This window comes from Lapillicoccus sp. (assembly GCF_046595215.1).
Taxonomy (GTDB): domain Bacteria; phylum Actinomycetota; class Actinomycetes; order Actinomycetales; family Dermatophilaceae; genus Lapillicoccus.
In genome coordinates, this window is record NZ_JBKJPP010000109.1 from 1 (window position 1) to 12,941 (window position 12,941).

A 12,941-nucleotide genomic window follows, 5' to 3' on the forward strand; every position below is an offset into this window, starting at 1 on the left:
CCGTCCTCACCGGCGTGTTCGCCGTCGTCACCGTCGGTGCCGCGATCCAGGCCGGCACCCCCGGTTTCGCGCCGCTGGGCACCATCGCGTTCCTCGCCATGGCCGGCGCCCTCGGAGCGGGCAGCGGCGCTACCTTCGGGCTCGTCGCCCAGGCCGCGCCCGCCGCGCAGGTCGGGTCGGTGACCGGCCTCGTCGGTGCGGCCGGCGGCCTCGGCGGCTTCGTCCCGCCGCTCGTCATGGGCGCGGTCTACAGCGCCACCGGCAGCTACGGGATCGGGCTCGCACTGCTCGCCGTGGTGCCGCCGCCAGCCTGCTCCTCACGCTGATCGCCGTGCGGTCCACCGCCGCGCCAGGGTCGCGGCGGCGACCACCTGAGCACGACCGACCGGGAAGACATGACATGAACGCTGCACAGCCGGGACGCAAGGGGAGCGCAGGTCTGGACAACCCCTGGAAGCGGCAATGGTCGGGACGCGGCGCTTCTTCACCAGGGCCGAGGTCTCCGGGGACGGCCGCAGCATGTATGCCGTGGGCGGCCCACGGGAGCGGCAGGCGCAGAGCCTCATTCCGCTCTTGCTGCACCCCGGAATGAGGCATACGGTGCGGACCGCAGGACATGTGCCGCGCTCGCTAGGTGAACGGTGTCCAGATGGCCGGAACCATCCGCAGCTACGCAGACGTCGTCGTCGCGTCCTTGGGCGCCGACGGCGCCGACGGCGCCGATCCCGGGATCGCAGCGCTGCTCTCGGCTGCGGACGGGCTGGACGCCGCTCTCGGCCAGCCGGCGACCCTCGACCAGGCGATCGCCGACTGGCGGACGGCGACGGATGCCCTTCGTAACCGGCTCGTGGAGTACCTGCTGGGGAAGATCCCGGTCCCCGGTCTGCCGTTGCTGGCGCCTGGCGACGGCTGGGGCGGACCCGACGGCGTCCGGCTGGACGCCGCGTTCGGGCCGCTGGGCCTGCACATCGACGCGCCGGCCCTGCGCGTGCCCGACCCGCGCAACCCGGCTGCCGCGCAGATCGTCATCGGGCCGCTGCCCCCGAACGCAGTGGCAGCACACTTGGACGCCGGGCCCGTGGTCGGCGACGGGTCGATCGCCGTCCTGGCGGATGGGGTGGACGGCGCCCTGTCCCTGCACCTGGGCGTGGTCGAGGTCGCGGCGCTGGCGAGCCTGCGGCGGGCCGGCTCGGACCCCTCGTTCGCGACCGTGTTCGCGGCCGGGTTCACCCCCGGGATCCAGGTCGGGTTCGGCTTCCAGCTGTCCCGGGTCGGGGGGGTGGTCGGCATCAACCGCAGCGTCGACGTCCCGGCCCTGGCCTCGAAGTTGAGGGACGGCAGCGCGGGGGAGGCCTTGTTCCCGCTCGACATCGGCGAGAGCGCGCGTCGAGCGCTGGCGGCGCTCGAGGCGATCCTGGTGCCACGGCGCGGGTCCTCAGTGGCGGGCCCGACCTTGCGCCTGTCCTGGTTGGAGATCGCCGGCCAGGGCTTCTGCTCCCTCGACCTCGGCGTGCTGGTGGAGCTGCCAGGGCCGCAACGGATCGTCGTGGTGGGAATCGCCCGCGCCGGCATCCCGCCGGTCCTGAAGCTGCGGGTCGACGTGGTAGGCGTCATCGACTTCGCACAGCAGGTGCTCTCCGTCGACGCGAGCCTGGTCGACAGCGGGCTGCTCGACATCTTCACCATCTACGGCGACCTCGCCTTCCGGTTGTCGTGGGGCAGCCACGGCTACACGGTGCTGTCCGTCGGCGGCTTCTACCCGGGCTTCCGCCCGGAACCGGCCAACATCCCGGCGTTGCGGCGGCTGGGGTTCCACCTCGACCTGCCGGTGCCGGGGATCGACGTGCGAGCCGAGGGCTACCTTGCCGTCACGTCGAACACCGTTCAGCTCGGCGGGTACTTCGAGGCCGGTATCGACGCGGGCGGCTGCGGCGCCCACGGGTTCCTGCGGGTCGACGCGATCGTGCAGTTCACCCCGTTCCACGTGCATGCCGAGGTGAGCGCCGGGTTCGAGGTGGAGGTGTTCGGGCTGACCTTCGGCGGCATCCGGCTGGACGGGACCCTCGACGGGCCGGGCCCGGTGACGATCTCCGGGCGCCTGACGGTTGAGACGTTCCTGCATGACTTCCACTTCCACGAGACGTTCACGTTCGGCAGCCCGGGCAGCCCGCCGGCGGTGGCCCCCGTCCGCGCAGCGGAGCTGCTGCGGCGCGAGGAGGTGCGCCCCGAGAGCTTGCAGGTGGTGGGCGGACCGGACCGTGAGGTGGTGCTCTCGCCGCTGCCGGTGCCTGCGAAGCTTGCCCTCGTCCTGCCGCGGGGCGGGGTCGGCTGGCAGCAGAAGCGGGTGCCGCTGGCCATCCCGATCGACCGGGTGGACGGTGCCCCGCTCGGCTCGACGCAGCGGGTCACCGCCTCGGTGCCGCACCAGACCTCGGGGCTCGACGACCTGTTCGCGCCGGGGTCGTTCATCACCCTCACCCAGTCCGAAGCCCTGAACCGGCCCGCCTTCGAGCAGCTCCCGGCCGGGGTGGTCAGCGCCGGCGGGGACGACCTGGCCGGAACCGTGCGCGCCCAGGTCATGCAGCCGCAGGTGTTCCGCAAGGTACGCGATGAGGGCTGGACGACGCTGGGCCTCCTCGAGGGCGTCGCCCTGGACCTGCCCGGAATCCTGTCCGGGATGGTGGCCGCCCGCGACGCCACCCCGGCGGCGGCCACCCGGACCCCGCTGGTCACGGTGGGACCCGAGGCGTGGGTGTCCTCGGACGGCACCGGGCACGCCAGCGCGACCGCGGCCCACCAGGCGGCCCGGATGAGCCCGGACCCGGCGGTATTCGCTGTGAGCAAGGCCGACCTCGGGTCGCCCGTGGTGCTGGCGGGCCTGTGATGAACGAGTTCACCGCCTGGCGGCGTCCCGCGGTCTACGCGCTGGCCACCAACCCGCCGACCACCGCCCGGCTGGCCGCGGACCTGCCGATCAGCCTGCACGACGACGACGGCGACCTGCCGCCCGCGCTGGCCCCGTTCCTGCTGGCCGGACCCGGCGACGTGACGAACCTGGCGGCCGGGCAGGTCACCGGCCGGCGCCCGCACGCAGGCTGCGTCGACGCGGAGGCGACGCTGATGGCCCACGTCGAGCTCGCTGCCGCCGACCTACCCTGGCGGTACAGCCCGCAGCCGCACAGCCCAGGGCTGCTGGCCGTCCGGCCTTGGATGATCCTGGTCGTCGGCACGACCGCAGAGGTGGCCCGGCTCGCCGACGGCCGGGTCCGGCTGAACTCCCAGGGGTTGACCCGGGGGCGGACGCTGTTCGACTGGCACCCGCTCGGCGACGCGCACCGCTGGGCGCACGTGCACACGGTCGCCGGTCGCGGCCCGTTCTCGCGGGTGATCTGCCCGCGCCAGCTCGACACCGGCACGGACTATATGGCCGCCCTGGTTTCCGGTTGGCAGGCCACCGTCTCGCCCGACGGCACGAGCACGCTGAGCGACTCCTGGGGCGCCGGCGCCGGAACGGTGACGCTGCGCTGCTTCGACAGCTGGGGATTCCGGACCACCACGGAGCAGGGCGACTTCGCCTCGATCGCCCAGCGCCTCGACCCGTTGACCGACGGCGAGCAGGCGCTTCTCGTGGAGCGGCAGTTCGGTCGCTCCCGGGTGCAGGTGGGTCCGGTGCCCGGCGCGGTCCTGGCCGCTGGTGGCGCGCTGTCCGTCGTTCCCGGGCCGGGCGACCCGCCGGTGGTCGATTCTCTTCCCCCTGATGTCGCAGCCACCATCGAGGCGCTCGCAAGCGACCTCGACGCCAGCGGCCGGTGGGTGCTGACCGTGCCCCGCTACGACGTGCCGTGGCACGAGGGGCCGGTGGACGGCCAGGACTGGCAGTGGCCGCCCCCGGGAGACGACGTGGTACCGGACGGGTGGCGGCGGCAGCTGCGCGCCGACCCGCGGCACCGCGGCGCAGCGGGTCTCGGCGCCTGGGCCGCCATCGCCTGGCAGGACCGAATCATGGCCGCCGCCGCACAGCAGGCCGCCCAGGTCGCGACCGCGGCCCAACGCATCCGGCACCTGACCCTGGGGCTGCGCGCGTCGCGCAGCTTGTGGTCCCGGCGGGTGCCTGCCGACCCGGTGGCCCGGCTGGCGACCCTGGCGCCGCTGCTGGGCCGGATGCCGGTGGACGTGGGAGGGAACGCGCTGAACGCGGTCGCCGGTCGCACGCCCGCGCTGGCCCCGGCCCTGTTCAGCAGCGCTGCCCGGCGGATGCTGCGCCGGCGCGGTCCGCTCGCTCGGGCTGCGGCCCCGGGTGCGGCGTCGGTGGCCGCCCTGCTCGCGGCCGCGAACTCCTGCCCACCCCCGCAGACGCTGCCGCCGGAGGTGACCCGGATCCTGGACGCGATGGCCGACCCCGAGAAGGCGGAGGGGCTGGCCGGTGAGCTGCGCCAGCGGGCGGACCACATCCTGACCGAGTTGTACGGCAACGCGGACGAGGCGGGCCTGCTCGCCCAGTCGCTGATCGAGGACCCCGGGACCTCCACGGAACTGCTCGCCGCGGTCCGCGGACGAGCCCCGGCCTCGTCATGCTCGCCGCTGCCGGACCTGCCCGCGTTCGCCGGCGCCGTCGCCGCCGGAGTGGACCCGACGGTGCCCCGCCCGGCGGCCGCCACCCGGGTCCTGGCCACCATCTCCGGCCTGCGCGAACCCGTGCTCGCCGAACCCGATGTGTCGCCCGAACTGGACATCCCGCTGTGGAAGTTCCTGTCGGACCACGCCCCGGACTGGCTGCTGCCCGGGGCCGGCGACGTCCCGGCCGACCGGGTCCTGGCCGTCCAGACCAACCCCGCGTTCGTGGACACCTTGCTGATCGGCGCGAACGTGCAGACGCTCGGCGAGCTGCGCTGGCGCAACCTGCCGATCACCACCCGGTGGACGCCGCTGCGCCGGTTCTGGCAGCGGGTCGACGTGGGCGCCGGCGAGTCGGCCACCGACATCCGCCCGGTCGTCGCCCTGGACACCGACCTGCCGCTGTGGCCGGACGCGTCACCCCTGGGCGACCTCAGTCACCTGTCCGACCCCTCGCACGGCGCGAACCTGGTCGTCGTGCTGCACACCGAGCTGTTCCGGCGCTACCCAGCCACCCTGGTCTACCTCGTCCCCAACCCCGGCGGGCGCGACGTGTGGGGCCAGGTCCCGCCTGTCGACCCCAACCCCGACCCAGCGAAACAGCCTCTGCCACGTGCATACCCGTCATTCTCCGGGACCCTGAGCCCCGACCTGGTGTTCTTCGGGTTCGGGGTGCCGCCCTCCGCCGGCTTCGACCACTGGCTCGTGCTGGAGGAGCCGCCGCCCGGCTACCGGTTCGCCTACACCGACGGTGACGCCTCACCGGAGGGCGCGAGCTTCGCCGCCAACACATTCGACCCGCCCGTCCGCGTCTTCCTGGGGAACCTGCTATGACCGCCCGCCGCGACGAACGGCGCACCGCCCGCACCGCCCGCGCGGTCGGGCTCGCCCGGGCGGCCACCCTCGCCGCGGAGCTGGCCGCGATCCCGGGCTGGCTGCCGGTCGGGGACCCGGCGCGGCTGATCGACCGGGGACAGCGAGCCGCCGCGCAGCAGGTGCTCATGCTAAGGGGCCAACTCGACCAGGCGCATCGCGCGGTGGCAGCCCTGGACGCTGAGCTCGACCTGCTGGACGGCCCGCGCACCGAGAACGCACTCCTGTTCCGCGAGTGGTCCACTTGGCTGGAGTCCCTCACCGACCCGGCGACCCTGCTCGACCAACTGACCCCCGACCCCCGGCGGCTGTTCCTCGGCGCGAGCCCGGCGATGACCCTGGCCACCGCCCAGCGGATGTTCGACGTCATCGCCGCGGCCGGCGGCCGGGTCGGTGACGGCCAGACCTTCGTCGACACCGCCGCGCTAGGCGACGACGACGTGTTCGACCTCGACCACACCGCCCGGACCCGGCTCGACCCCCTCGTCGACGGCCACGTCATCGGTGTGCTGCTGCCGATGCGGCTGGAGACCCGCTACCAACCCCACGTCGACGGCACCCCGTGGCGGCTGCGGATCCGGGTGCACCCCGACCCGGTGACGCTCGCCGGTCCGCCGCTGCCGCCGTCCCGGCAGGAAGCCGACCTGGTCGCGGCGTTCTGGACGCAGGCCGGCGGCGACCTGAGCACCGACCAGGGCGGCGCCGCCTTCACCGCCCTGGCCGGCACCGTCGGCGGTGGCCGGGCGGCATACCTCGTGCGCGAGGTCCCAGTGCTGCCCGACGGCACCGGGTTCACCCCGGAGAAGCCCTACGACGACCAGGGCCACCGCGGGTTCGACTACCGCGCCGCACTTCCGGAGGTCCTGCAGCTGTGGGGCGACTCCGGTGCCGGGCTGCGGCTGCTCGGCGAGCTGCGCCCGGACCTGGCCGAGATCGCCAGGCAGGGCACCGTCGACCGGGCGATGGCCGGCCTGCAGCCCGACCAGGTACCGGCCCTGTGGTGGACCTCCTACCAGGTGGCCACCCAGGTCGGGCTGGCGATGGAGGTGGACCTGCCCGACGGGCCGCACCTGGACGTCCTGCTCGTCACCGGCCTGTCCGGCACCGACCCGCGCGGGCTGATCGAGGCGCTCACCGGTCACGGCACCCTCGGCCTGGTCCCGCCGCTGGCCGCGACGAACACGGTCGCCGGTCAGCCGACCGTCGACACCGGCCGGGACCCGGCCCGCTGGCTGGCTGTGGCGCGTTTGGCGGGCAGCGGGACAGCGTGCGGCCTCGCCGGCGTGCTGACTTCCCAGCCGCGGCTCGACGGCGTCGCGGACGTGGACACCGGACTGCTCGACATCGTGCCGCACCTGGTCACGGCGTTGTGGCCGGTGCTGTGGCAGCGCTGGCTGAAGGACGTCGAGAACTCGGCGCTCACTCGCGAGCTCGGGGACTGGGCGGCGCGCAACCTGTGCCCGCTCGGTGCCTGGCCCGCGCTGCGGGTCGGGGACGTGCCCTACGGCGTGCTGCCCGCGGTCGACCTCGCGAACTGGACGCCCGCCCCGCACGACGGGCTCTTCGAGCAGGGCATCACGGCCCTCCTGGGCGGCCTCGTCCCGGCCTGGGCGGCGGCCGCATCAGCCGGCGGGACGGCCGTCGGCGCGGACGCCGACGGGCTGCTCGATGTCATCGGGCGGGTCCCGACCAGCCGTCAGCTGGGGTCGCGGGGCTTCGTCCCGCTCGAGCTGCTGGCCCTGCTGCAGGCGATCGTCAACGGCACGCCCGCTGCGGACACGGTCGCCGCATGGCAGGCGGGCGCGGCGCCGTCGCTGCAGCACGAGCCCGAGCCGGGCCGGCGCTACCAGGGGTTCGGCTACGTGCAGCCCGCCGTGGTCGGCAAGGGCAGCCTCGGGCAGACCCTCAAGCGGTACCTCGAGATGGCCTGGGAGAACCTGGCCTTCGGCGGCGACGGCAAAGACGACGAGCCGCCACTACTGGCCCGGCTGGTCCGGCACTCGCTGCTGCTGACCCAGGCCGAGGTCTCCCGGGTCGACCCAGCCGTGTGGCCCACCTGGACCCGGCACTACCTTCCCCCGCTCGACGCCGCCCGGACGCTCGCGAACGACGCCTCCCGCGGGGACGTGGTCGCCAAGCTCCCGCAGTACGCCCAAGACCGGGTCGACCACGAGAACCCCCCGGACCCCGATGTGTCGGCCATCGTGCGGCAGTTCCAGGACGTCCGCGACGCCGCCCGCGAGCTGGCGTCCCGGGACGCCACCCTGCTGGACGGCGGCCCGCTCGCGGCCGCGGTGACCGCGGTCGTCGACGCGTCCAGCCACCGGATCGACCCGTGGGTGAGCGGCGTCGGGACCCGCCGGCTGCGACGGCTGATCGCGCGCGACGTGCCCCGCCGGATCGGCGCCTATGGCTGGGTGGACGACCTGGACCCGTCGCCCGACCCGACCCCGCCGACGTCGGCGGGGCTGCTGCACGCACCCGGAAACGCTCAAGCCCTGGCGGCAGCGGTCCTGCGCGACCACGCCATCCACGAGGTTGACCCGCGCTGGCAGATCACCGCCCGCTCGGACCTGGTCCGCCTCGCCGCCCGGCTCGGCGGCGACGTCCGCCTCGGAGTGCACCTCAGCGAGGCCCTCGGCCGCGAGATCGAACGCCGCGCCGGGGACACCGGTGCCGTCCTGGAGCTGCGCCGCCGGTTCCCGGCCCGGCCCGAGTGGGCAGGTCGGCGGGTGTGCGACGGCCTGCAGGTGATCGACGCCGCCCCCGCGACGCTGCCGGCGGGCCTAGGCAGCCTCGACGACCTGCGCCAGGTGCTGGACACGTACGGCGACCTGCTCGTGGCCGACGCCGTCCACGACGTGGTCTCCGGCCGAGGCGCCGCCGCCCAGGAGTCGATGGCCGCCGCGGCAGGGCTGAGCGCGCCTCCCGAGCTGCGGATCCTGCGCACCCAGCGGCAGGGGTTCTCGGTGCGAACCACGGTGCTGATCGCGCTGCCGGCGGGGTCCCCGGACCCGGCGTCCCCGGTCACCGTCGCCGACCCGGCATTGGGCGCGCTACTGGAAGCCGAGACCGGCCCGGCGTCGGCGTGGACGTGGACCCTGGACGCCGCCACGGTCACCCTGGCCGACCTGGGGGTCGCGGTCCCCGACACGGTCCTGATCCCGCAGGCCCGGCTGGACGCGCTGGCCGCGGACATCCTCGGCGGGGCGGCCACCGGCGGGACCGCGGCCGCGCGGCGGCGCGCGTTGGACCGGCTCTGCTCGCTGCTCGACGTCCAACGCGGGCTGACCGACCTCACCGGCGCCCCCGGACAGGGCGACGCCGAGCTACGTAGCCGCCTCGCGACGCTGCGGGCCCTCGCCAGTGACGTAGCCACCGGCCTGGCGGCCGACCCACCGGTGAGCGGACCGGCTCGAGCGTGGGGCCTGCCGGACGACGGGGCCCTGGATGTGCTGCTCGCCCGGATCGCCGCGGCCGGTGACCCGCTCAGCGATGCGGCTGCGGACGCGTCCACCCTCGCGGAGCGGATCCACGCGCTGCTGTCCCCGGCGTCCGGCCTGCCGTTGGTGTGCACCGGCACCCTCCCAGCAGTGACCGCCGCGCCGGACATGGACCGCGACTGGCTGGAGGTGGTCGCCGCCGTCCGGCCCGCCGTCGCACGCTTGGAAGCCCACCAGCTCGCGCAGGCCTGGCCCGCCGCCAGCGACCCCGCCCGGCTGTGGTCGGTGCCGCAGACTTCGCAGCGCACCGTCGTCGTCTACGGGCCGGCCGCCACGTCGGCGGATCCGGCCGGGATCGCGGTGCTCGACGACTGGGCCGAGACGGTCCCCAGCAGCCGACACACCACGCACGCGGCGTTCGGTTTCGACGCCCCCCGAGCCCGCGCCCCCCAGTCGATCCTGCTGGCCGTGCCGCCGGACGAGCGGACCCCGCTGACCGCCCAGGCGCTGTCCAGCCTGGTCCTGTCCACCCGGCAGCTGGCCCGGGCCCGGATGGCGCAGCCGGACCAGCTAGGCGCGTGGTCCCTGGCCGTCCCGACGTCCATGGTCCTCGCCTCGGGACTGGCCGGCAGCGACCTGCAGGAGCGGCCATGACCTGGGAGCACTACCGCCGCCTCGAACCGATGCCTCCGTACACCGACGTCCAGCGCGGCTTCGCCGCCGAGGTAGCCGACCCGCTGTGGATGCTCGGGCGGCAGTGGCAGGTCGGAGAGCAGGCAGGGGAGGACGCGTCATCACCCGTCCTGGTCGAGCTGCAGGTGGCGCACACCCCGCTGGAGACCGTCGCCGGGCTCGACCCGACCATCGTCCCCGCGGAGGCGGTCCTCGAAGGCGCGACCGACGACTGGTGGACCATCGGGCGCCGGGTGCGGGTCGGAAGGGCGGTCAACGCCGCCCTGACACCGTTGCAGCGTCAGGCGTGTGCGTTCGGCGAGCTGCCCTCCCCCTACGGCGACTCGCTGGCGGGGACACCGGACGGGCGGGCCGCCTGGCGGCTGGGTCTAATCCCCGACGGGGACCCGTCCCTGCAGGGACTGCTCATCCGGCCGGACTTCTGGCAGACCGAGACCTTGACCTACGAGGCGCAAGTGCCCGTCGGAGGCACCTCCCTTTCCGTGTCCGGTCACGACGGGGGCGACGTGGACTGGTACACCGCGGACGCCACGGGCCCGCTGCCGGCGCCCGCGTTCACCCGCCGGCAGGTGGTGCCGCAACGGCTGCAGTACCCCGGAGCGCCAGCCCCACGCTGGTGGCAGATCGAGGACTCCGCGGTCGACATCGGCGGGTTCCCGCCCGACCGGGCCCACCTGGCCACAGCGCTGCTCATCCAGCTGGTCTGCGACCACGCCAACGACTGGTTCACCGTGCCCATCCCGTCACCGCCGCCGCCGCCCGGCGGAGGGGAGCCGCCGCCCAGCTCGGGCGTCGTCGTGACCCTGAGCGGTATGCGCGTCAAGGACGGCTTCGACCAGTGGTGGGATCTCACTATCCCGCCTGGCGACGAGGACCCAGCAGCCGGGCCGGACGAGGCGCCGGGCCCGTGGTCGCTATTCCGCACCCGCGGGCTGGACCGCTCCTCGCTCGTCGTCTGGCCCGCGGCCACCACGCCGCTGTCCGGTCCGGCGCTCGACGACATCCTGCTCGGCGTCGACGAAGACGCCAACGTCATGTGGGCCGTCGAGCTGCGCGCCGACGGCCTCGACCTGGCACTGTCCGCCGACGCCAGCGCGGCCCTGCTGGAGACGCAGCGAACCAAGACCCGCCACTTCACCTACCAGCCGTCGACCACGCTCCCCGAGCACTGGCACCCGTACCGGATCGAGAGCCGTCCCGCCCCCGCACGGCGCGTGTTCGTCCAAGGCCTGGTCGCCGACCTCAGCCAAACCCCGCCGGTCCCGCGACCGGGGCCCCGGTCGCAGCTGATCGGCGCCGGGCAGGGACACGAGCTAGCCGCCAGCTCCGTACCCAACCAAGGGATGCGGCTGGAACGCCGGTACGTCCTGGCCCGAGGAACCGACGGCAGTCCCGTGCTGTGGCGGCAACGCCGCCGGCTCCCCCTGCTGGCCGGGCCCGTCTCACACCTTCGCTTCGACCTGCTACGTGAGGACCACGCTCCCTAAACCCCTCGGCGAATTCAGGCGGTCGTCGCAACGATGGGGGAATCTGGTTCATACAGTAGACGGGTCATGGCTTGGGCGGGGGTGGTTCCGCCGAGAGTCTTGCGGGGTCGGGCGTTGAGCTCGGTGGCGACCTCGAGCAGCCGCTGGGGCGTGTGCACGGACAAGTCAGTGCCCTTGGGGAAGTACTGGCGCAGCAGTCCGTTGGTGTTCTCGTTGGACCCTCGCTGCCACGGTGAGTGGGGGTCACAGAAGTAGATGTCCATCTTCGTGGCCAAGGTGATCTCGGTGTGCTTGGCCAGCTCAGATCCCTGGTCCCAGGTCAACGACTTCCGTAGGTGCTCCGGCAGCCTCGCAATGGTGGCCAGCAGGCCATCACGCACGGCCTCGGCGCTGTGGTCATCTGGCAGGTGGACCAGCATCACGTACCGGGTCTGTCGCTCCACCAACGTAGCGATGGCCGAGCGGCAGTTCGACCCCAGTATGAGGTCCCCTTCCCAATGTCCCGGGACGGCGCGATCGGCGACCTCGGCCGGTCGCTCGCTGATCAAGATCATGTTCGGGATCTTGCCCCGCTTCGTGACCGAGGACCCTCTGGGGCGCCGGACCGCACGGCCGGTGCGCAGGTGTCGGTGCAGGTCAGCACGTAGATGACCGCGGCCCTGGACGTACAGCGCCTGGTAGATGGTCTCGGGGCACACCCGCATCTCCGCCCGCTCGGGAAACTCCTGGGCGAGGTGGAGGCTGATCTGCTCAGGGCTCCACTTCACGCACAGCTTGGATTGCACCACTTCCGCCAGCTCGAGGTGGTCGAACTTACTGCCCTTGGGCCGCCGCCCGCGCAGCTCGGCCTGCTTCTGTGCCGCATACGGCGCGTACTTGCCAGGCCGTCGCGACGTCGGGGCCGTGCCGTTGCGGCGCAGCTCGCGACTGACCGTGGCGGGCGACCTGCCGATCCCGACGGCGATCGCTCGAACGCCGGCCCCGCCCAGGTACAGGTCGGCGATCTGTAGCCGCTCGTCCAAAGACAGGTATCGGCCCGACGGTGCTGGCCGTTTCCGCGGGATCCGACCACCGGTCGCCTGTCGCCAACGACGGCCCGTTACTCGATTCACCCCGACAGCCTCACACGCCGCAGTCAAGGTCGAACCCTGAGCCATCAACACCCAGAACCGCGCCTGCTTATCAATCAGTTCCTTCTCCGACCACATGCACAACACCTCACATTCAGAACGGTGTTGCGGCAACCGATTGAGATCGCCATCGGCTTGCGGCACAGTCCCTGGCGTGAGACCACGAACGCAAGGCGATGCCGCCGCCTTCGCGATGCGTTTCGACGAGGGGCCGGTGGCGGTCATCGACGTGGCTGGCGGACCGGGTGGGATCGCTGGGTTTCGACCCAGCGATCGCATCTCAGATGTCCCGACCAGTCGCAATGCGTCCCGCTATGAGGCGGAGCGGAACGGCTGAGACGTCCACTGGCCACAGGGTGTCGCAGGATCTGGCCACGGATCTGGTCACGGGCCACACATGCCAAGAGGCCCTCTCCCAGTGGGAAAGGGCCTCTGACCTGCGACGACATTGGTAGCGGGGGCAGGATTTGAACCTGCGACCTCCGGGTTATGAGCAGAGAGAGCCACAGCCCAAACGCCCCTCTGCGTCGTATTCGTCTCAGTTCTCCCCCGACGATCGTGCCCAACTGGCCCCAGAGGTTCCAAGCTTAGGGCCTCGCCCTAAATCAAGTCAGGGCGTTTCGGGCGTGTCGCGTATGGGGTGCAGACAGTAGTTCCACTCTCCGTGCCAGTCGTCGCGGCTGATGGGGAGGTCTTTCATC

At 73.2% G+C, this 12,941-nt stretch carries 5 protein-coding genes and 1 pseudogene; 5 read left to right on the forward strand and 1 reads right to left on the reverse strand.

Annotated features, from left to right (window positions below):
* The 5 genes and pseudogenes from ACLL9L_RS08735 to ACLL9L_RS08755 form a co-directional block, all read left to right on the forward strand.
* A pseudogene (locus ACLL9L_RS08735) lies at positions 1-326 on the forward strand (MFS transporter); the annotation flags it as partial.
* A gap of 323 nt (positions 327-649) precedes the next feature.
* Positions 650-2,884, forward strand: coding sequence for a DUF6603 domain-containing protein (locus tag ACLL9L_RS08740; RefSeq protein WP_411284259.1), 2,235 nt, complete (start codon positions 650-652; stop codon positions 2,882-2,884).
* A complete protein-coding gene (locus ACLL9L_RS08745) occupies positions 2,884-5,448 on the forward strand; it encodes a hypothetical protein (protein WP_411284260.1) in 2,565 nt (854 codons plus the stop codon). Before ACLL9L_RS08740 ends, ACLL9L_RS08745 begins: the two co-directional genes overlap by 1 nt.
* Complete coding sequence (locus ACLL9L_RS08750; RefSeq protein ID WP_411284261.1) at positions 5,445-9,584, forward strand: hypothetical protein; 4,140 nt, start codon at positions 5,445-5,447, stop codon at positions 9,582-9,584. The genes ACLL9L_RS08745 and ACLL9L_RS08750 overlap by 4 nt, the downstream gene beginning before the upstream one ends.
* On the forward strand, positions 9,581-11,110 hold the full coding sequence (locus tag ACLL9L_RS08755; protein ID WP_411284262.1) for a hypothetical protein: 1,530 nt from the start codon (positions 9,581-9,583) through the stop codon (positions 11,108-11,110). The genes ACLL9L_RS08750 and ACLL9L_RS08755 overlap by 4 nt, the downstream gene beginning before the upstream one ends.
* A gap of 14 nt (positions 11,111-11,124) precedes the next feature.
* Here ACLL9L_RS08755 and ACLL9L_RS08760 read toward each other — a convergent pair whose 3' ends face one another.
* Positions 11,125-12,465 carry an IS30 family transposase gene (locus tag ACLL9L_RS08760; protein ID WP_411284263.1) on the reverse strand — a complete coding sequence of 447 codons (1,341 nt, stop codon included), beginning with the start codon at positions 12,463-12,465 and terminating at the stop codon, positions 11,125-11,127.
* Positions 12,466-12,941: the final 476 nt, after the last annotated feature.